Origin of the sequence: Psychrobacter sp. UBA3068 (assembly GCF_002366815.1) — a bacterium.
GTDB classification, from domain to species: domain Bacteria; phylum Pseudomonadota; class Gammaproteobacteria; order Pseudomonadales; family Moraxellaceae; genus Psychrobacter; species Psychrobacter namhaensis.
Genome location: NZ_DFBY01000047.1, coordinates 49,991 through 70,379, shown reverse-complemented (window position 1 = coordinate 70,379; position 20,389 = coordinate 49,991). Strand labels below are relative to the sequence as shown.

General features: G+C 44.0%; 18 protein-coding genes. 16 read left to right on the top strand and 2 right to left on the bottom strand.

Going from position 1 to position 20,389, the window contains the following annotated elements; all coding sequences use genetic code 11:
- Positions 1-280 precede the first annotated feature (280 nt).
- The 6 genes from ccoN (at position 281) to B2P60_RS11145 (ending at position 6,294) form a co-directional block, all read left to right on the top strand.
- Positions 281-1,762, top strand: a complete 1,482-nt coding sequence (ccoN, locus tag B2P60_RS11170; RefSeq protein WP_193005122.1) for a cytochrome-c oxidase, cbb3-type subunit I — start codon at positions 281-283, stop codon at positions 1,760-1,762.
- 9 nt (positions 1,763-1,771) lie between these two features.
- Entirely contained in the window at positions 1,772-2,410 is a 639-nt protein-coding gene (gene ccoO / locus B2P60_RS11165; protein ID WP_193005123.1) for a cytochrome-c oxidase, cbb3-type subunit II, read from the top strand.
- Complete coding sequence (locus B2P60_RS11160) at positions 2,410-2,592, top strand: cbb3-type cytochrome oxidase subunit 3 (protein ID WP_183618778.1); 183 nt, start codon at positions 2,410-2,412, stop codon at positions 2,590-2,592. Before ccoO ends, B2P60_RS11160 begins: the two co-directional genes overlap by 1 nt.
- Positions 2,589-3,725, top strand: coding sequence for a cytochrome-c oxidase, cbb3-type subunit III (gene ccoP, locus B2P60_RS11155; protein WP_198334345.1), 1,137 nt, complete (start codon positions 2,589-2,591; stop codon positions 3,723-3,725). The genes B2P60_RS11160 and ccoP overlap by 4 nt, the downstream gene beginning before the upstream one ends.
- Positions 3,726-4,157: 432 nt before the next feature.
- Positions 4,158-5,567 (top strand): cytochrome c oxidase accessory protein CcoG, encoded by a 1,410-nt coding sequence (ccoG, locus tag B2P60_RS11150; RefSeq protein WP_198334344.1) that lies wholly within the window; start codon positions 4,158-4,160, stop codon positions 5,565-5,567.
- A gap of 145 nt (positions 5,568-5,712) precedes the next feature.
- Entirely contained in the window at positions 5,713-6,294 is a 582-nt protein-coding gene (locus tag B2P60_RS11145; protein ID WP_198334343.1) for a FixH family protein, read from the top strand.
- A 133-nt stretch (positions 6,295-6,427) separates the two neighbouring features.
- Here the strand turns inward: B2P60_RS11145 and ttcA are convergent, their stop codons facing one another.
- Positions 6,428-7,576 carry a tRNA 2-thiocytidine(32) synthetase TtcA gene (ttcA, locus tag B2P60_RS11140; RefSeq protein WP_198334342.1) on the bottom strand — a complete coding sequence of 383 codons (1,149 nt, stop codon included), beginning with the start codon at positions 7,574-7,576 and terminating at the stop codon, positions 6,428-6,430.
- A 398-nt stretch (positions 7,577-7,974) separates the two neighbouring features.
- Here ttcA and queC point away from each other — a divergent pair, with 398 nt between their 5' ends.
- The 8 genes from queC to B2P60_RS11100 all read left to right on the top strand — a co-directional run bounded on the left by queC (position 7,975) and on the right by B2P60_RS11100 (position 17,353).
- A complete protein-coding gene (queC, locus tag B2P60_RS11135) occupies positions 7,975-8,754 on the top strand; it encodes a 7-cyano-7-deazaguanine synthase QueC (RefSeq protein WP_193005128.1) in 780 nt (259 codons plus the stop codon).
- 228 nt (positions 8,755-8,982) lie between these two features.
- The gene (locus B2P60_RS11130) at positions 8,983-9,312 is read left to right on the top strand and encodes a hypothetical protein (RefSeq protein ID WP_193005129.1); all 330 of its coding nucleotides are present in this window, start codon (positions 8,983-8,985) and stop codon (positions 9,310-9,312) included.
- 165 nt (positions 9,313-9,477) lie between these two features.
- The gene (locus B2P60_RS11125) at positions 9,478-9,975 is read left to right on the top strand and encodes a peroxiredoxin (RefSeq protein ID WP_193005130.1); all 498 of its coding nucleotides are present in this window, start codon (positions 9,478-9,480) and stop codon (positions 9,973-9,975) included.
- Positions 9,976-10,071: 96 nt separating this feature from the next.
- Positions 10,072-11,568 (top strand): dihydrolipoyl dehydrogenase, encoded by a 1,497-nt coding sequence (locus B2P60_RS11120; protein WP_286741376.1) that lies wholly within the window; start codon positions 10,072-10,074, stop codon positions 11,566-11,568.
- Positions 11,569-11,648: 80 nt separating this feature from the next.
- Positions 11,649-12,845: a mechanosensitive ion channel family protein gene (locus tag B2P60_RS11115; protein WP_286741374.1), complete on the top strand. Its 1,197-nt coding sequence runs from the start codon at positions 11,649-11,651 to the stop codon at positions 12,843-12,845.
- A 114-nt stretch (positions 12,846-12,959) separates the two neighbouring features.
- Positions 12,960-15,254 (top strand): bifunctional 23S rRNA (guanine(2069)-N(7))-methyltransferase RlmK/23S rRNA (guanine(2445)-N(2))-methyltransferase RlmL, encoded by a 2,295-nt coding sequence (rlmKL, locus tag B2P60_RS11110; RefSeq protein ID WP_286741373.1) that lies wholly within the window; start codon positions 12,960-12,962, stop codon positions 15,252-15,254.
- Positions 15,255-15,485: 231 nt separating this feature from the next.
- Entirely contained in the window at positions 15,486-16,061 is a 576-nt protein-coding gene (locus B2P60_RS11105) for a TerD family protein (protein ID WP_193005134.1), read from the top strand.
- Between the two features lie 227 nt (positions 16,062-16,288).
- Positions 16,289-17,353, top strand: coding sequence for a DUF475 domain-containing protein (locus B2P60_RS11100; protein ID WP_193005135.1), 1,065 nt, complete (start codon positions 16,289-16,291; stop codon positions 17,351-17,353).
- A gap of 446 nt (positions 17,354-17,799) precedes the next feature.
- Here the strand turns inward: B2P60_RS11100 and B2P60_RS11095 are convergent, their stop codons facing one another.
- Positions 17,800-18,459, bottom strand: coding sequence for a 7-cyano-7-deazaguanine/7-aminomethyl-7-deazaguanine transporter (locus B2P60_RS11095; RefSeq protein ID WP_193005136.1), 660 nt, complete (start codon positions 18,457-18,459; stop codon positions 17,800-17,802).
- A 327-nt stretch (positions 18,460-18,786) separates the two neighbouring features.
- On the opposite strand from B2P60_RS11095, the gene B2P60_RS11090 reads away from it, so the two are divergent.
- Both B2P60_RS11090 and B2P60_RS11085 read left to right on the top strand, forming a co-directional pair.
- Positions 18,787-19,362, top strand: coding sequence for a TerD family protein (locus B2P60_RS11090; protein ID WP_193005137.1), 576 nt, complete (start codon positions 18,787-18,789; stop codon positions 19,360-19,362).
- Between the two features lie 229 nt (positions 19,363-19,591).
- Positions 19,592-20,344, top strand: coding sequence for a TIGR00266 family protein (locus B2P60_RS11085; RefSeq protein WP_193005138.1), 753 nt, complete (start codon positions 19,592-19,594; stop codon positions 20,342-20,344).
- Positions 20,345-20,389 lie beyond the last annotated feature (45 nt).

Sequence of the window (20,389 nt, the reverse complement as noted above, 5' to 3'; positions counted from 1 at the left end):
TGCTCAAAAACGGCGCACCTTCTTATTTACTTTGACGTTTTATTAATAATCCTACTATCAATTAGCGACAAACGCAGGGCGTTTGCAACGTCTCTTCTGTCTACTAATACTAGCTGATGTAGAGCGAAAGCTTAGATTGATAGTTAATAACGTGACTGTCATAAGTAGGTCAAAAAACAGCATGTACCGCAATCGTTATCTGGTGATTATTTGTATAGTACAGATGATGCGGAGAGTTAGTTAATTCTGTTGATAATTCGGGCTGTAAAGGAATCATCCAATGAGTTTACAAAACACAGCAGTCGCCCCAGTGGACCGTGAGTACGAAATTACTGTCGTAAGATTCTTTACGATAATGGCCGTGGTATGGGGCATCGTCGGCATGAGTATTGGTGTGTTCATTGCTTCACAGTTAGCATGGCCAGCACTAAACTTTGACATCCCATGGCTGACCTTTAGTCGTTTAAGACCGCTACATACTAATGCGGTTATTTTTGCGTTCGGTGGCTCGGCCCTGTTCGCAACGTCTTACTATATTGTTCAGCGTACCTGTAAGACAAGGTTATTCGCGCCTTATTTGGCTTGGTTTACTTTTTGGGGTTGGCAAGCGGTTATCGTATCAGCCGTCATTACGCTGCCTCTAGGTTTGACCACCTCTAAAGAATACGCGGAGCTTGAGTGGCCAATCGATGTTTTAATTGCTTTGGTATGGATATCTTATGCCATTGTCTTTTTCGGTACGCTCATCAAACGTAAAACCTCACATATCTATGTGGCTAACTGGTTCTTTGCAGCCTTTATCATTACGATTGCCCTACTGCATATCGTAAACAGCATGGCGATTCCTGTTAGCGCATTTAAGTCTTACTCGTTATTTGGCGGTGCGACCGATGCGATGGTGCAGTGGTGGTACGGGCATAACGCGGTAGGTTTTTATCTAACGGCAGCGTTCCTTGGAATGATGTACTACTTCGTTCCAGTACAGATTGGTCGTCCTATTTATTCTTACCGTTTGTCGATCGTTCACTTTTGGGCATTGATTGCGTCATATATGTGGGCCGGTGGTCACCATTTGCATTATTCAGCGCTTCCAGATTGGACGCAGTCATTGGCAATGGTCTTCTCAATCATCCTATTCGCACCATCTTGGGGTGGTATGATTAACGGTGTACTAACGCTATCAGGTAGTTGGGATAAATTACGTACCGATCCAATCATTCGCTTTATGATTGTGGCATTGTCGTTCTACGCGATGTCGACGTTCGAAGGCCCAATGATGTCTATCAAGACCGTCAATGCGCTATCGCATAACACGGATTGGACAGTCGGTCACGTACACTCAGGGGCACTTGGCTGGGTAGGTATGATTACGATTGGTTCACTATACGTATTGTTACCACGTATCTATAACAAACCAAAAATGTATTCTATCAGCTTAATCACGACGCATTTTTGGCTGGCGACAGCGGGTACTATCTTCTATATCGTATCCATGTGGATTTCAGGTATTGGTCAAGGCATGATGTGGCTGGCGACTAACCCAGATGGTACGTTGGTATATAGTTTCGTTGATACCGTTGAATTCTCGCATTTCCCGTATATTGGTCGTGCTTTTGGTGGCCTATTATATGTATCGGGTATGTTTGTGATGGCATATAACGTTTATAAAACACTTAAGATGCCAGAAGGTAAGCCTGTCGATATCGCAGATCCTACTGATCATGAACCTAGTGTTGATAAACCTTCGGCAGCTAACGTATAAGGAGCGATCATGTCTGGTACACCGCATGAAATTATTGAAAAAAATACAGGCTTGTTGGTTATCGGTATCGTTATTGCTATTAGCTTTGCAACGCTAGTTGAAATCGTACCATTGATATATGACAACAAGGGTCCTGAAGAAGGTGGGGTGAATGCTCCCCTGCCCTCTATGGAGCCATGGACTGCACTAGAATTTGAAGGTCGTGACATCTATATTCGTGAAGGTTGTCACGTTTGTCATACTCAGATGATTCGTCCACTACGTGCTGAAGTTGAACGTTATGGACCATACTCACGTGCTGCTGAATCTACGTGGGATCACCCATTCTTATGGGGCTCAAAACGTACTGGACCTGATCTGGCACGTGTTGGTGGACGTTATTCTGAAGACTGGCAAAAGCAGCATTTGATCGATCCACGTTCACTGGTCCCTGAATCAGTCATGCCTGGTTTCCCATGGCTGGCTACCAACGAAGTGAATGGTGCAAACGTTCAAACTAAAATGCGTCTATTCCGCGATCGCTTTGGTGTACCTTACACTGAAGAAGATATCGAAGGAGCACCCGATGCTGTACTTGGTGCCACTGAACTTGATGCTTTGGTCGCTTATCTACAGCAGTTAGGCACCGCGATGGAAGGACAGCGCTAATGGGTATTGGTGAATTACAAACAATTGCGACCGTTTCTGCCTTTGTTGCCTTCGTAGGTGTTGCATGGTGGGCGTATTCGCCAAAAAACAAAAAACGCTTCGAAGAAGATGCACAACTTGCGCTTGATGACGAGGATATAGAATCTCTGTCTGAAGAGCAGCGCAATAAGGATAAACGATGACATTTTTTTGGAGTTCTTGGATTACCATACTAAGTATCATGTGTTGGGCTGCTATCCTCGGTGTCTTACTAATGGTATTGAAGTACAAGCCAGAACTAGAAGAGGACGGTACCACAGGCCATGCTTATGATGGCATTAAAGAGTATGACAAGCCATTGCCTAAATGGTGGCTAGTGATATTTTTTGGTTCTATCGTTTGGGGTATTGCATACTGGGTATTTTTTCCAGCTATTTTTCCGTCAAAATGGGACGGTATTGCCACCGTAGAAGTCGATGGCGAAACAGTACCATGGTCTTCTAAAAACGAGCTGTATAGTGAGCTTGAGAGCAATAACAAAGTATTTACGGATAACTTTGAACAAAACATCTTAGCAAAAGCGGATGCCAGCGGGGCCACATCGACTTTAGCGACACTTGCGGATATGCAAGCGACGATGCGTCATAGTGATAATCCGCCAGCAGATCTGCAAACTCAGATTGATGAAAAGGTGGCGGATCTCGCTCCCTATGTAGAAAAGTTATCTGAAAACCCCAATGCTTTAAAAGTGGGTAGCCGCTTGTTTCTACAGAACTGTTCAGTGTGTCACGGCTCTAACGCTAAAGGTGCCACAGGTTATCCAAACTTAACCGATAATGATTGGTTATATGGCGGCGCCCCTGAAAACATCTTGACGACGCTGCATAACGGCCGAGTCGGTGGTATGGCAGCGTGGCGTGATCAACTTGGTGAAGATGGCATACGTGCGGTATCTGAATACGTGTTATCGATATCAGGCAACCAGCCAGGTTACGATCTTGATCAAACGAAGGTCGCTCAAGGTAAGGTCATCTTTAATGAGCCTACCAACTGTGTGCTTTGCCATGGTGAAGACGCTAAAGGTATGAACTCTACTGGCGCGCCTAATTTAACGGACAATACTTGGTTATATGGCGGCGATCGCGAAACCATTCGTGAGACTTTACGTTATGGTCGTGCTGGTGTGATGCCTGAATGGCAAACTAAGTTAGGTAATGAGCGTATTATGCTTCTTGCTGCTTATGTTTACTCACTGTCAGATAAGACCGCGCAGCCTGCTAAAGCAGCAACTGCTACCACTGAGGTTCCAGAAACTGTGGAAGCGACTGTTAACTAATATAGTTTCGTTATATGCTGTATTAGAAATAAATGGATAAGTGTCAAAAAAGGGAGAACTGTAAAAACAGTTCTCCCTTTTTATACGTCTGTCATCAAGCCTTTATTTAGGGCATCTTGCACGACTGAGCTATCGATAATTATTACTATATATTATTTGCTTTTTAAGATTATCACCCCATTTATAGTAGGGAGAATGTTAAAATAACGGCACCTAAAAACCGTGTATTAGTCACTGGTTTTAGCAGATCTTACCGATTCTCATTTAGCTATATACAATCGATCATTTGGTAGGTGGATTCGATACTTTGTGGTTCAAAGTTCGCGCCGCTACTTACTGACATTGATAACATCGCACACTCATACATCTCATTATCAAAGGTGTTTGTTCATCATGCCAGCAAACTGATTCTTTTTTAAAAGAGGCACGTTTATGTCAGCACAACAACCCAATAAAATTCCTGTACAGCAAGTTGATCTTGATGCCACCAAACATCGCGTTCACCCTAGGTTTGTCACAGGTTTTTATCAAAATATTCGTGTCATCACGATGTATGCGCTTTTGGCTGCGTTTCTGCTTTTGCCGTGGCTACGATATAATGGTAGACAAGCAATATGGTTTGATGTTCCCTCACAGCATTACTATATTTTTGGCATGACGTTTTTGACCCAAGATTTTTACTTTATTGCTGCGTTTGCCATCATTGCAGCTTTTACTTTGTTTATGGTGACCGTGTATGCAGGGCGCGTTTGGTGTGGCTATGCCTGCCCCCAAACGATTTGGACGCATCTTTATCAGTATGTCGAAAAGTGGGTCATTGGTGATCGCAACAAACGAATCAAATTTGATAAAGAACCGCTGAGCGCAAAAAAAGTATTTAAACGCTCTGTCGTATATTTTATTTGGTTTGTATTTTCAGTGATTACAGCAGCGACTTTTGTAAGCTACGTCGCTGGGACAGATTATTTGTATCAAAGCTGGCAAATGATAGGCTTCATACCACTTCCCGACTGGCCAACGTGGGTCTGGATATCGATGTTTATCTTTACGTTTGCAACCTATGCTAATGCCGGTTACATGCGTGAGCAAATGTGTATTCAAATCTGTCCTTATGGCCGATTCCAAAGTGTCATGTTTGACAAGGATACGCTGATTGTCTCCTATGATTATGAGCGCGGCGAGCCACGCGGCCCTCGTAAAAAAGGCACAAATCCTGAAGATTTAGGCGATTGTATCGAATGTCAAATGTGTGTGCAGGTCTGCCCGACTGGTATCGATATTCGAGACGGTTTACAGGTTGGATGTATCCAGTGCGCGGCTTGTATCGATGCGTGTAATGAAATCATGGACAAGGTCGGCTACCCACGTGGGCTTATCCGCTATACGACAGAGCGTCAATTGGCAGAAAAAGAGCCAAGCCGCGTGTTACGCCCACGCTTGTTTGCTTACTTAGCGTTGTTAGCCATATTATGTGGTGGCGTCATATATGCTTTGACGGACCGAGTGCCGTTAGAGATTGATATTCGTCGTGACCGTAATCAGTTGTCTTCAGTCAATAATCAAGGCATGATTGAAAACAGCTATATCGTTAAACTGACCAATAAGACGCAGGACGCTCATTCTTATACGATAACCCTTGCACCGCAAGAGGGTTTAAGCTTAGAGCTGCGATTTAATGATGTACCCCTAGAAGCGGGCGAAAGCTTTGATATGCCCGTAAGTATCTATGGCGACCCCGATGTGATTGAGTTTGGGCAAACCCCTGTGACCTTAAATGTGACCAGTGAAGATGGCCAGTACAAGGTCAGTAAGCAAAATATTTTTACCACTCAAGGTCAGTAAGTTATTAAAAGTCTAGCTATGTAGTCTGTTATATTGCATCCGTTAGTCAAGGACTAACGGGGTTACGATTTATCATAAAACTGGCAGTATTTAGCCGTCAGATTATCCGTCGATACAGTTAGTCGATACAGTTAATAGGTATTTTATGTCTACTCCAGCACCGAACTTTAAGCATCAAGACACGCAGCCATGGTATAAAAATTACATGGTCGTTATCTTTGTGATTGGCATGCCAGCTGCGGTTGTGATCGCCTGCCTTTGGTTTGTTTATTATTCTTATCAAATCCGTGACAGCGTGGTACGTGACGACTGGTATATGGATGGCAAGACACTTTATCAAGATGTGTCACGTGACAAGCTCACGGCTGATTTAGACTTGCATGGCAAAATGCAGTTTGCTGATAATGGCGAGATTGTTTTTTATTTAAATTATCCTGAGCAAAGCTTGCAGTCAGGTAAACTACTGGATGGTACGCCGCTCGTTTATCCAGAAAAGCTGGACCTGTCTATCTCACACGCAACTGACGTCAAAAAAGATCGTGATGTGGTGCTTCAGCATGTCGAGGGCAATAAGTACAGCGCGCAAGTAGACATGGATCCTATAAAAGCCAAGTACTACTTGCAAGTAAGTAATGACGGTAAAGAAGATTGGCGCATGCAAGATGTCGCAAAATTGCCACGCTCAGAGGTTAATTTCGATCCATTACCTGTTTTTGCCGAAAGTTAACGTTTACCATTACCTCATCTGACAATGTAAAAAAACCAGCCATACTAAATATGAGCTGGTTTTTTTATGAGTTATTTAACGGCTCAGGCATGCCCTCATTACTCTTAAAACGAGGACACGCTCTGATAAACCGTTAAAGAACAGGATTAATGGTTGGGATTTTCTGTGTGCTACGGCTGCCCTCTGCCGTTTTATTCTTACTTGCCGAATCCTGCTTATCGCTAGCAAACTTCGAGCTAAACGTCTGCGCTTTTGGCGATACTGGCAAGCCAATCTCCGCCAAACTGTCGGTCTGCCCTGCTTGAATATTATCCCCTTCAAATAAACGCTCATTATCATCACGGTCAAGACTTAACTGTTCAAAATCAAACAACTCACGATCCGCTAACTGTGACGGTGCCACGTTTTGCATGGCTTTAAAAATGGACGCCAAACGCTGAGGGTGCGCATTATCCCACTCTCGCAACATGTCGTTGATGATCGCACGCTGTAGATTAGTTTGGCTACCGCATAAATTGCAGGGAATAATGGGAAATTCTTTGAGGCGAGCATAGTCAATGATGTCTTTTTCTTCGACATAAGCCAATGGGCGAATAAGTAGGTTTTGCTTGTCGTCACTGAGCAACTTAGGAGGCATCGATTTGAGGGCACCTCCATGAAACAGGTTTAAAAAGAAAGTGGCCAACATGTCATCACGGTGATGACCCAAGGCAATCTTGGTCGCTCCAATTTGTTTGGCAAAGCCGTACAGAGAACCGCGACGTAGGCGCGAACAGGCTGAGCAATACGTTTTGCCTTCGGGCACCACGCTTTTGACAATACTATAAGTGTCTTTTTCTAAGATATAGTGAGCAATACCCTGCTCGTTTAGATAAGCGGGCAAAATATCTTCAGGATAGCCTGGCTGCTTTTGGTCAAGATTGACCGCAACGATATCAAAACTAATGGGTGCGATGCGCTTGAGAAGCAGTAGAATGTCCAGTAGTGTATAGCTGTCCTTGCCCCCTGACACACAGACCATCACCACATCACCCTCTTCGATCATGTTAAAATCACGAATCGCCCAAGACACTTGCCTACGTAGTTTTTTCTGTAGCTTACGAAACTGTGCCGACTCAGTGGGCGCTGACTGCCCAGTCACAGCACTGTCTTCATAATCCTCATCATCAGCGCCATCATCGTATTCCATGCCATCCATATTAGCGTCTAAAGCATGGTTATCTAAGCCAGTATCATCAAAATCAGGTGTAATTTTTGGCGTAAACAAGGTCGCTGCGGTCATAAGTTACTCAATATCTTTACAAGGGTGGTTTTGCTATGAAGCCATTGGCCATAAATTGGGATGATAAAGCAGTGAGCAAAAATCATTAGCACGCCTACTTTAGAAGCAGGATTATAACAAATATTGCTAATAGATTGAAAATATGACATTAAATTATAAAGTTAAACGTCACAACTTCTTTATTACCCAAAGCTCCTTTATTTGTGAGTCTCTTTATCAACGATCACTTTGTCTCAGTAGCACATTTTATACACACAGATTTTTTAAAGCGACGGGAGTGGGATAAATAACTCAATACACTCTACAGGTAAGAGCGCTTTTATCATGGCCACATGGTTCTGTAATGGAGCGATTTTTGCTAAAATAACCATTTACGTAAACCAATAATAGATACCACTATGACCAACGTTACCTCGCAAAGCCCTTCTAGCACTCAAGCGTCCGATGCTAACTTACCTACCTCGCATAAACATCAAAATGCCGTCGTGCTACTGTCAGGCGGGCTAGATTCGGTCACTTGTTTGTATTGGGCCAAGGCGCGCTATGCCTCTGTGACGGCAGTCAGCTTTAACTATGGCCAACGTCACAATAGTGAGCTTGTCGCGGCCAAAGCCATCGCTGAGGCAGCCGAGGTCAATCACAGAATTATCGATATTGATATCGCTCAACTTGGTGGCTCCTCCCTGACTGATCACAGCATGATTGTGCCTGACGGTGATGCGGATAAGTTCCCTGATAAGAAACGCGATGAGATTGATAACGATGCCATTCCCAATACTTATGTGCCAGCGCGTAACACGATATTTTTATCTTACGCATTGGCAGTCGCCGAAGTAACCGATGCCAATCATATCGTCATTGGCGTCAGCTCAGTCGATTATTCTGGGTATCCTGACTGTCGTCCAGAATACATTGCCGCCTTTGAGCACATGGCCAATCTTGCCACAAAAGCTGGCGTCACAGGTCACCACCTGTCTATTCAAACGCCGTTGCAGCAGCTATCAAAAGCGAAAACTATTGAGCTTGGTTTGTCACTCGGCGTTGATTATGGGCAAACGATTTCTTGTTACCGGGCTGATATCAACGGTCTTGCTTGCGGAGTCTGCGATAGTTGTGCGCTACGCCGTCAAGGATTTGCACAGGCTGGCGTCACTGACCCAACCCTCTACCAGTCTTAATAGACAGTATTTGCCCTAGCAAATGGCGGCAGTCAACACTAGCGAAACATTCGCTTGCATTAACACAGCACGTCGCCGTTGTATTTTAATCGCTATACTTGTTATGGTATGAGCGATTGCATTTATCATGAGATATAAGCAGCGTTACGGATTACTCACCTATTAGCGAATTGAGTCTAATTTGAGTACAAAATCTAAAAAACTGATACCACATTTACGAGGACATTTATGAAGTTGTTGCCAGTATTACCTCTAGCCCTAGCGGCCATTTTTGCCATGCCACAAGCAAATGCTGTTGACATTAAACAAAAAAATATCAATACCTGTGTCACTGGTGCGGTCAAATATAAAGTCGCTGATAAAGGCGATGCGACCAAACTGTGTAATTGCACGATTGGTGTACGCAGCAATATGACTATCGGTCAAATGTGGGAAATTGAAAGCTACGCGCAAGACAAAAAAGACCCTTCAAACCTACCATATGTGAAAAAAATGCAAAAAGATTTACAGCAATGTACGGTAGGCTTAGATCTCAAGCAGCCACAAAAATCGGCTTAATGTACAACTTGTTTGATATACAAAAGACTGGTCATTGCCAGTCTTTTTTGTTGCCAATGCAGCAGCAAAGTGTAAAACTGATGAGGTATTTCTACGAATCTGCTTATAATAACAACATGATAAATATAACCCGCGCCGGTAATCGCAACCAATAAGGATTTTATAATGGCAAAGCCAACCACAGAAAACACGACCTTACCTGACTTCCCCGTCACCCTAGTACGAGCGCTAGATGGACATGTGATTCACGATGAGATCAGCCTCAAAGACATGCTAGCCAATACCGATAAAGGGCTTATTCTTTACTTTTATCCAAAAGACAATACGCCAGGCTGTACCACACAAGCAACAGAATTTACTGCTCGTCTTAATGAGTTTGATGATTTGGGCTATGACATTATTGGGGTCTCACGTGATAGCATTGAGTCGCACGAAAAATTCATCACCAAGCACGATTTACATATTGCACTTGTCAGTGATAGCGACGAAAAACTGTGCCAGTACTTCGACGTCATCAAAGAAAAGAACATGTATGGCAAAATAACGTTAGGTCTGGTGCGTTCAGCATTTGTGTTTAATGCAGAGGGCAAAATGACACACGCCCAACGAAATCTACGCGCCAAAGGCTATACCGAGCGCTTGCTTGAGACATTAGCGTCTTAATCTGCACCAACTACAAAACAGGTATGACAAAAACCTGATGCCAAATGCTAAAAGTAACCGTTAACACCCACTAAGCCTTCACTATTTGAGAGCGACATGAATAAAAAATCTGGCACTTCTGCTGATGACAGTAAACGTAAAGTTACTCGCAAAGTCACTGTTGCTGTTATTGGCGCAGGTACTGCTGGCCAAAACGCCTTTCGTCAAGCCAGCAAAATCTTTGATAATATCGTTATTATTAATGAAGGATTTTGGACAACTACCTGTATCGCCGTAGGTTGTATGCCAAGTAAGCTGTTGATCGCGGCAGCTGATCGGGCGCATGAAGCCAATCATTCTGCTGAGTTTGGCGTGCATGCCACCGCTCAGATAGATGGCAAACAAGTCATGCAGCGCGTACGTGATGAGCGCAGCCATTTTGCAAGCTATATCAAAGAGCAAGTAGACAGCTGGCCCGATCATAAAAAAATCGCAGGACGTGCTTGTATCAATGAGCACGGATTGATTGAAGTTAACGATGAGGTGATTGAAGCCAGTAAAGTTATTGTCGCTACAGGTAGCTCGCCATTTATCCCAGATGGTTGGGCTGAGAAGCTCGGCCATACCCTTCTGACCTCTGATACCGTCTTTGAGCTAACAGATTTACCAACATCAATGGCAGTGGTAGGTGCAGGGTCGGTTGGGCTGGAGCTTGCGCAAGCGTTCACCCGCTTGGGCGTGAATGTCACTTTGTTTAATCGTGAAAAGCGCGTTGCAGGCCTGAAAGATGCCGATATTAACAATAAGGCTATCGATTGCTTAAATCGTGAGCTGACCATGCATTTGGGTAGTAAAATCAGTAATGTGGGCACCCAAGCAAACGGCAGCAATAACAGCTTAGCTGCATTCATTGACTATGAAGACAGTGCTGGTGAGTCTCAGCAGTGGCAAGGTGAATACGTACTGGTCGCGACCGGTCGCCGCAACGACATAAAACAGCTGGGTGTTGAACACTTAGGCGTAGAGCTTGATGATAAAAACCGCCCAAAACACCTCAGTGAAAAAACGGGGCAGATTGGCGATTTAAATGTCTATATCGTTGGTGATGCCAATGTTCATCTCCCACTGCTACACGTCGCCAGTGATGAAGGCTATAGTGCTGGTAGCATGGTCTGTGACAATAAAAAAGCCGCCTACATTCGCCCACCAGCCACGCCGTTCTCTATCGTGTTTTGCGCTCCCCAAATCGTCAATGTCGGCCTGTCTTTACCAGAAATTCAACAAGATCCAACTTTAGAATATGTCATCGGCAGGGTAAGCTTTGACAATCAAGGTCGTAGTCGCGTCATGGGCGTTAACTGTGGTCTGCTACATATTTATGGCTGCAAAAAAACCGATAGAATACTAGGCGCCAGTATGGTGGGGCCTGATGCTGAGTATATCGGTCACATATTGGCCACCGCCATCACCAATGATTTAAGTATCAAGGCCATGCTTGACACGCCTTTTTATCATCCTACGATATTAGAAGGGCTACGGACTGCGCTACGTGACGTTCAACAGAAAATGGAAATCCCTTATCAATACCATGACACACAAGAAGCAAGCTTTTAAACATCGGCAGTGCTATGGTTGAATATTCAGTACGCCTTAACAGTTTGAGACAATTTAAAAAACTTTGCATGGACTAAAAAATGCCAATCGCTAGTGTTACTGATTTTTTTAAAGAGATCATTCGTGACCTCCATACTAGCCTATATCTTGCCCTGGGTGGCTCCATAGAGGAGGAGAAACTTGATTGGTCTTCTAAAGCGGTAGAGCTGGTGAGTACTGGTATAAAAATCCTCATACTGCTGGCAGTATTGGGGTTTTTTTATTGGCTCGCTATTTACATCGTTAAGCAAAGTAGAACGAAAATTCGCTTGAATGAACGACGCACCAAAATTATCCGCTCGGTGCTACGCTACATTTGGATTGTGGCCAGCCTGATCGCCATCATGAGTCAAATTAACTTTGAACCCGAAACGGTTAAAGCCACCGCTAAAGCCAGTACTTGGGCTGGTATTTACTACGTGCTTTGGACCTCATCGGGCCAGATTATTCATAGGGTTTTGCAGCACTATGGACTCAATGCTTCTATAGAGCAGCTCCTGCAAAACATCTTATCAGTGCTCCTGTTAGTACTTGGTCTTGCCAGCGTTATGGCGCAATTTGGCTTCGATATTGTTTCACTAGTGGCCGGTTTGGGGATCGTAGGTTTGGCCGTGGGTTTTGCCGCTCAGTCGACCCTTGCCAACTTTATCGCTGGTATCACTATTTTGCTGGAGCAATCCTTTCAAGTGGGTGACTGGATTCACATCAATGAAAATGAGGGCCGCGTCGTACTTATCGCCTTACGCACTACCCATATTTTGACTCGAGACAACATCACCGTTATTATCCCAAACTCCAATGTTGCCTCCTCCGAGGTGACCAATCTGACCTCCAAAAACTTTATACGCTTTGACATTCGGGTACGTATTGCTTTTGAAGACGATATTGACACTGCGCGTAAAGAGATTTTGCAGGTACTTACTGACACCGAGGTGGTGCTCAGCCGCCCTGAGACCTCGGTCACCGTAGCGGAGATTGGTGAGTATGGGGTGTTCTTTATTGTACGTTTTTGGGTAAAGCCCGCCGCCGTTGCGCGTATGCCCAAGATCAAAGAAGGTCTCACAGAAGATATCAAGCGTGCCCTTGATGCCGCTGACATTTCTACTCCCTACCCGCATATGCGTTTGCTCATGCCAAAAGACGTTGAGTACCCTATCGCCACCAAACCTTTTGCGACCACCACTCAAGTGGTAACAGACTCACTGCCACTGACCAAGAATGATGCGTCAAAACAGTAGAGCGTAGAGCCTATCCTCATTTTGAACCATCCTACCCTGAATTATGGTAAAATTACGGGTTAAACCGTCTATTTTATTTTTTGCATTTTGTCCATTTAGCCCACAGGTATCCGTATGACCCTAGCAACCGCCCCCGCCTCTTCATCAGCGTTATCGCTTGATCTTATCATCACCTGTGCCGATGGGCTTGAGGCACCGCTACAGACTGAACTGACAAGTTTTGGTATTACAAGCGAAATCAAAAGTACGGGCCGTCTCTCAGTAACGGGTGACTTACGCGATCTATATACTATCTGTCTGTGGTCACGTGTGGCCTCGCGGGTACTAATGCTCATTAAACGCAAAAACATCAATATGGAATACGATGTGGCCGAGCAGCTTTATGGTTTGGCAAAATCAGTCAATTGGACTGAGCAGTTTAGTTTGGAGCAAACCTTTGCGATTCGTTTGTCCGTCGATAAGCGCGTCGCTGTCAGTCAACAGTTTGCAATGCTGCGTGTCAAAGACGCGATTGCTGATACGTTTAATGAAGTTTACGACAGCCGTCCTAACGTCGACAGCAAAAACCCAGACTTTTCTGTCTTTGCGACCGTAAATGACAAGCAAGCTGAGCTGTATCTTGATTTGTCAGGCACCAGTTTGCATCGCCGAGGCTATCGCGTCGCGATGACCGAAGCGCCGTTAAAAGAAAACTTGGCGGCCGCCCTACTTTATAGCGCCGGCTGGCATAAAAAAAATGAAGCAGGCAATGCGCCTTTTTATAATGCTTTAGTCGATCCGATGTGTGGCTCTGGGACCTTTATTATTGAAGCGCTACTCATGCATTGCGATTATGCAGTCGGTATCGATAAAGCGGCCAATCAATTTGGTTTTTACCAATGGCAACATCATGATGAGGCGCTGTGGCAAGAGATGATTGATGACGCCCAGACACGTTTTCGTGAAGCGTTAGAGATTGCCAATGAGCAACCCGATACCTTACCGCTGATCTTGGGCTTCGATGCCGACAGCGGCGCCATCATCGCGACAGAAAAAAACCTCATCGCTGCAGGGTTGCAAGATTTGCTACCGCTACTCGACATTGAGACCCGTGCCTTGGATCAACTCAGTACGGTTCTAAAGCCACTGGTCGATGATGGTCGATTGACTAATCCTCTTATTATCACCAACCCGCCTTATGGTGAGCGTTTGGGTGATGAAGAGATGATTAAGCCGCTATACCATGCGCTGGGGCTTATATTACAAGACAGTTTTGCAGGTAGCGGAATCGATCCGATGCTTGGTATATTGGCGTCCAACGTCGAACAAGTCGATATCTTACCTATTAAAGACCCAAAAACCTTGCGCTGTCACAATGGTGCCATCACTGTGTATTTCCGTTATGGGGCGTTGATAGCGGGACAGACTGGCAACCTTGTCAGTCGCTTTGAGAAGCGTGAGATTGCAGTGGAAGACGGCCAAGACTTCATTAACCGCTTGCAAAAAAATCTTGCGAAACTAAAAAAATTGGCGAAAAAAGACAATGTAAGCAATATTCGTGTATACGATGCTGATTTGCCTGACTTTAAGGTAGCCATCGATCTTTATGGCGACTATGCCCATGTACAAGAATATGCACCGCCCAAAACCATTCCGCCAGAGACCGCAAAGAAACGCTTCAATTTAGCGTTAATGGGCATTCGTGAAGTGTTCGATATCAACCGCGAGCAAATCTTTATCAAAACACGAGCGCGTCAATCTGGAAATGATCAATACAGCAAACAAGGCAGCACAGAAAAGCGTGGCAAATTTTATGTCGCTCGTGAAGATGGTGCCTATTTCTATGTCAACTTTACTGACTATCTCGACACAGGATTGTTCATTGACCATCGCAATATGCGCGCCCGTATTAAAGACAACAGCCGCGGTAAAGCAGTATTGAACTTATTTGCTTATACTTGTACAGCGAGTGTGCATGCGGCACTGGCAGGCGCTAAAAAAGTCACCAGTGTGGATTTGTCACAAAACTATCTGGATTGGGGCAAACAAAACTTTGTGTTAAATGGTTTGGATGTCAGCCGCAATAAGTACCAATTCGTTGCCGCCGATATTTTTGAGTGGATTAAAGACAATACCGAGCAATTCGATGTTATCTTTATTGATCCACCGACCTTTTCTAATTCCAAAAAATTCCAAGGCACCTTTGACGTACAACGCGACCATGCTGCCCTTATCAATCGTGCAATGAACCGTTTGACCTCTGATGGTGTCTTGTATTTCTCTAATAACTTTACGCGTTTTGAGTTAGATGAGCAGCTGATCGAACGCTACGACATCACTGATATCACCCAAAAAACGATAGGTTTTGACTTTAATATCAAAAAACCCATACATCAAAGTTTTGAGATTCGTCATCGCCAAAGTTTGTAAGTGGGCATTGGTGAATGAGCGTTTTTAGCTGAGTGCAAATACCAATGAACGCTGCCTTGGCGGCTTCACCTTAGCGTGAATACTCAACTTATATGAAACATAACAGTGACCTAATCAGCTTTGATTGGGTCACTTTTTGTTGTTATGATGGCTCATTGCTTTTGTTCTCATTATTTTTATGTCGAATATTTTATAAAATAACTCACTGACGCTAACAACAAGGACAACACCATGGCTTTATCATTGAATAAAGGCGGTAACTTATCGCTAACGAAAACCGACCCAAATTTAACCAAGCTGCTGATCGGTCTTGGCTGGGATGAACGCGCGACCTCCGGTGCTGAATTTGATCTTGATGCGAGTGTTTTTTTATTAAACACGGCTGGCAAAGTGCGTGGCGATCACGACTTTATCTTCTATAACCAACTGAAATCTGACAATGGCGCGGTTGAGCACACTGGTGACAACCGTACTGGTGAAGGGGATGGCGATGATGAGCTCATCAAAGTAAACCTTACCCAAGTACCTGCTGATGTCGATAAAATTGTCGTCACCGTGACCATCCATGAGGCTGCTGCTCGCAATCAAAACTTTGGTCAAGTAGCCAACGCTTTTATTCGCGTCGTGAACGAAGATACGGGTACGGAAGTCGTGCGTTTTGACTTGGCAGAAGACTACTCTGTTGAAACCGCAATGGTGTTCGGCGAAGTGTATCGCCATAACGGAGAGTGGAAATTCCGTGCCGTTGGTCAAGGCTATTCAGGCGGCTTACAAGCCATGTGTCAGCAGTATGGCGTTGACATTTAGATCACTTATCTACTGATGTCTAAGCGACTATTGGCACAGCTAACTTATCCAAATTTTACGACATTTATAGTTGCAAAATAGCCACAATTATTGGTAGCCAAATGACCAATAATGCGCTATGTTTCATTTGAATTTATGTATAAAAAGTGGTTAGCAATAGCCGCTTTTTTGTGGTGTGTGTCTATACTAGACCGACCTTAGCTTTACGCAACCAGACAGGATGTGTCATGAGACATTTTTATTTAGACTTTATCTTCACGGCCATTGCCTTAGCGGTAGCGGCATGGTGGGGATATTCACATGGCGGTATTGGCGGCATGTTAGCCACCTTATCTATTACCGCTATTTTGGCCGTCATGGAGATTTCATTATCGTTTGATAATGCGGTGGTCAATGCTTCAGTCCTTAAGGGCTGGGACGAATTTTGGAAAAAAATATTTTTAACTGTTGGTATTTTGATCGCTGTATTCGGTATGCGTTTGGTATTCCCTATTGTCATCGTCGCCGTCACGGCAGATCTTGGCATGATGCAGGTTATCGATTTGGCATTGAACAATCCTGAAGAGTATTCAGCAAGATTAATGGCGCACCATGCGGAAATTTCAGCCTTTGGTGGTATTTTCTTACTACTTGTCTTCTTAAACTTTGTGTTCGATGACAAAGACGTGCATTGGTTTGAGTGGCTAGAGAGCCGTTTAGCCAAGCTGGGCAAAGTGGATGCTATGAGCGTCTTCGTTGCGCTTATCGTCTTAATGATCTCAGTGTCTTGGGCAACCGCTGAACAAGCTTCTGCCGTGTTGATCGCGGGAGTTTGGGGCATCTTGGTTTATTTAGGTGTACAAGTAGTTTCTGGTATGCTTGAGGGCGATCTTGAAGAAGAATTGGATGCGCAGGGCAATAGTACTGGTGCGGCAACTAGCGCCATTATGAAAGGCGGTATTATTGGTTTCTTATACTTAGAAGTGCTTGATGCCTCTTTTAGTTTCGATGGTGTGATTGGGGCGTTTGCCATTACCAATGACGTTATCGTTATTATGCTGGGTCTGGCCATTGGTGCGATGTTCGTACGTTCTATGACTATCTTTTTGGTCGATAAAGGAACGCTGGATGAGTTTATCTATCTTGAACATGGCGCGCATTATGCCATCGGTGCCTTGGCAATCATTATGCTCCTATCTGTGAAGTTCCACGTACCTGAGTTGATCACTGGTCTTATCGGTATTGCCTTTATTGGTTTAGCGTTATGGGCGTCACTTAGACATCGTAAGCAAGAAGCAAAGTCGATTACCTAGTGTTTAGATAATCTGAAGTACTGAAGTGACCACTTTTTTCCTTAAACTTAAAGCGTTATTCATAACAGGTCATATCAAGCAATTGGTATGACCTGTTTTTATATACGTTTTTGAAGTCCACAGGTATCTGGATAAATATAGCGTTTGCACACTAAGTGTTTTTTATCGTATCTATTACTTCTGACAACTCTCTAGCACTTATTGAAAACGCTGCTTTAAGATGACTTTTTATAACCGTGAACGCAGTCCTTTCTAACGATACAAAGCAGTATAGTTAACACACTTTAAAATAGGTACAGTGCTACGGGTATTAATTTCCCTTGCGTGCTGTGCCTACGCCGACAGAGGCTGCGCGAAATCAATACCCGTAGCATGGGGCATAGTGTGTGCTATTTTTATTTAGGATTGACTATATTAGCCATTTACTTATATTCACCTTATTATCTTTACTTCCCTCCCAGCATTTTTTGCAACTTTGCCAATACCACACCATATAGCGGTAAAAAGATACACACGCCCATCACTATCTTAAACAAGTAGTCCATCGCGCCAATCTCAACCCAGTGCGACGCCATAAAAGGGTCTGGGCTCTTATAAAAAGCGATGGCAAAAAAGCAAAAGCTATCGACCAGATTACCAATAAACGTCGATGCTAAGGGCGCAATCCACCAGACGCTAAGACGGCGCAATCTATTGAACACTTGGATATCTAACAGCTGACCGACGACATAAGCACTAAAGCTTGCAAGCACAATGCGAAAGACAAATAGATTAAAATCTAACAGGTGCTCATGACCAATAAATTGACCATTTGAAAACACCACTGAAAAATAATAAGAAATCACCAGCGCAGGCAGCATCGCAAAAAAGATAATGCGTCTTGCTAAATGCTGACCAAAGACACGCACGGTCAAATCAGTAATCAAAAAGATAAAAGGAAAAGTGACCGCGCCCCATGTGGTGATAAAGCCAAACAGCTCCACAGGTATCTGCACCAAGTAGTTACTACTAGCGATGATAAAGATATGCAGGCTGACCAGCCAAAATAGAGCGCGGCTATAGCGAATGGGTTCAATGGGGGTTGTCAAAACAGTACTAATAGTCATAAAGTGGCCTTTTTTTACATCAGGGTAGAGGGAACCTGAGCGCGCTATTATAAATCATATTCAGATAAATAACTAAACTACGTCTGTTATATCAATAACATCAACATCACTTTGTTATAAACAGAAAGATAGATGTCATATAGTCACACAAAATACGACTTGCTTACTAAGCAAACGCTTAGTATAGTAAAACGTAACGATAGACAGGGCACGGCGTACGGGTATATTTATTTAAACACTGAGGTTCATACGCTACTCACTGACCTATTTTTAGTTCGTTTTTCTTATAATTCAATCCACTCAATTATTAATCCAAAGGATATTTCTATGGCTATTAGCTTAACAAAAGGCGGCAACGTAAACTTATCAAAAGAAGCGCCAGGTTTAACCAATATTACAGTCGGTCTTGGCTGGGATCCACGTGCCACTGATGGCCAAGAATTTGATTTGGATGCGATTGGTTTTTTGGTCAATGAAGCTGGTAAAGTTCGTAATGACCAAGACTTCATTTTCTTTAACAACTTAAAATCAGACAACGGTGCCGTTGAACATACTGGTGATAACCGTACTGGCGAAGGTGATGGCGATGACGAAAAAATCAAAATCAACCTTGCTAACATCCCAGCTGATGTCAGTAAAGTAGCGATCTGCGCTATCATTTATGAAGGTCAAGGCCGTAACCAAAACTTTGGTCAAGTTGGTGACGCTTACATCCGCGTTATAAACGACACTGGTAACGCTGAAATTGCTCGTTACGACTTATCAGAAGATGGCAGTACCGAAACTGCGATGATTTTTGGCGAATTATATCGTCACAGTGGCGACTGGAAGTTCCGCGCGGTCGGTCAAGGCTTCAGTGGCGGTCTTGGTCCATTAGCGGCCTCTTATGGCGTCAACGTTTAACGCTAAAATTACCCTTTATCGTTTCATAAATTAGTGAGTGCAATCAGACGTCTGATTGCACTGTAGATAAGCCATCAAGTGCGCCCTACTGAAGCGTTTGATGGCTTTCGATGTAATTGGTTCACGCAAATTTCAGCAAGCAGAGAAAAGACGTTGAAAGAATCCATTATTTAATACCCTATCTATCAAGCACCCATATTACAGACATTAGAATAAGGACTGGCTACTCATGACCGCAACGTTTAGCTTAATCGGTACCATTGAACCTTTTTTGCACTGCAATCTACAAAAAGGCGATTCAATCTATTGTGAAGCCAACGCGATGGTCATGATGGAGTCTAATCTTGAGCTAAAAGGTAAACTGCAAGGTGGCCTTATGCAGTCATTGATGCGCCGCTTTGCTAACGACGAGTCATTGTTTCAGCAGCAGATCGAAGCTGTGCATGGTGAAGGCGACTGTTTGCTTGCGCCGACACTGGACGGCGACATGCAAATCATCGATGTCGGAAAACAGCAATATACGTTGAGTGATGGCGCCTTTGTTGCCGCCCAGACAGGCGTCGATATCAGAGCCAATATTCAGCGTAACTTAGGCGGAGCCGTGTTTGGGGATACGGGCGGTTTTATGGTCATGCAGACACAAGGTCAAGGTCAAGTAGTTGTGTCAGGTTTTGGCTCGCTGTTTGAGATTGAGGTGACCCCTGATAAAGATGTGATTATCGACAACGGTCATGTGGTATGTTGGGACTCAAACCTCGATTATAAGCTGTCCGTATCGACCAGTAAGAAAAAAGGCATCATGAGCAATATTATCAATTCGGTCACCAGTGGCGAAGGGATGGTACTGAACTTCTCAGGTACAGGTAAGGTCATTATTTGTTCGCGCAATCGTGACAGTTATCAAGGCTGGCTACAAAGCATCTTAGGCACTAGCTCAGGCGGACGCGGCGGCGGTGGTGGTTTTTTAGATAATATTTTATAACTGTATTTCGTAACTCTAGATTTACTCAGCTCTCAATTCACAATT

Bases quoted from the DNA above. Each gene is read 5' to 3' on its own strand.
- B2P60_RS11085 (WP_193005138.1), top strand. From the start codon at position 19,592: ATGACCGCAACGTTTAGCTTAATCGGTACCATTGAACCTTTTTTGCAC.
- B2P60_RS11145 (WP_198334343.1), top strand. From the start codon at position 5,713: ATGTCTACTCCAGCACCGAACTTTAAGCATCAAGACACGCAGCCATGG.
- B2P60_RS11160 (WP_183618778.1), top strand. From the start codon at position 2,410: ATGGGTATTGGTGAATTACAAACAATTGCGACCGTTTCTGCCTTTGTT.
- rlmKL (WP_286741373.1), top strand. From the start codon at position 12,960: ATGACCCTAGCAACCGCCCCCGCCTCTTCATCAGCGTTATCGCTTGAT.
- B2P60_RS11100 (WP_193005135.1), top strand. From the start codon at position 16,289: ATGAGACATTTTTATTTAGACTTTATCTTCACGGCCATTGCCTTAGCG.
- ccoN (WP_193005122.1), top strand. From the start codon at position 281: ATGAGTTTACAAAACACAGCAGTCGCCCCAGTGGACCGTGAGTACGAA.
- ccoO (WP_193005123.1), top strand. From the start codon at position 1,772: ATGTCTGGTACACCGCATGAAATTATTGAAAAAAATACAGGCTTGTTG.
- B2P60_RS11115 (WP_286741374.1), top strand. From the start codon at position 11,649: ATGCCAATCGCTAGTGTTACTGATTTTTTTAAAGAGATCATTCGTGAC.
- B2P60_RS11125 (WP_193005130.1), top strand. From the start codon at position 9,478: ATGGCAAAGCCAACCACAGAAAACACGACCTTACCTGACTTCCCCGTC.
- B2P60_RS11120 (WP_286741376.1), top strand. From the start codon at position 10,072: ATGAATAAAAAATCTGGCACTTCTGCTGATGACAGTAAACGTAAAGTT.
- ccoG (WP_198334344.1), top strand. From the start codon at position 4,158: ATGTCAGCACAACAACCCAATAAAATTCCTGTACAGCAAGTTGATCTT.
- ttcA (WP_198334342.1), bottom strand. From the start codon at position 7,576: ATGACCGCAGCGACCTTGTTTACGCCAAAAATTACACCTGATTTTGAT.
- B2P60_RS11095 (WP_193005136.1), bottom strand. From the start codon at position 18,459: ATGACTATTAGTACTGTTTTGACAACCCCCATTGAACCCATTCGCTAT.
- B2P60_RS11130 (WP_193005129.1), top strand. From the start codon at position 8,983: ATGAAGTTGTTGCCAGTATTACCTCTAGCCCTAGCGGCCATTTTTGCC.
- B2P60_RS11105 (WP_193005134.1), top strand. From the start codon at position 15,486: ATGGCTTTATCATTGAATAAAGGCGGTAACTTATCGCTAACGAAAACC.
- ccoP (WP_198334345.1), top strand. From the start codon at position 2,589: ATGACATTTTTTTGGAGTTCTTGGATTACCATACTAAGTATCATGTGT.
- B2P60_RS11090 (WP_193005137.1), top strand. From the start codon at position 18,787: ATGGCTATTAGCTTAACAAAAGGCGGCAACGTAAACTTATCAAAAGAA.
- queC (WP_193005128.1), top strand. From the start codon at position 7,975: ATGACCAACGTTACCTCGCAAAGCCCTTCTAGCACTCAAGCGTCCGAT.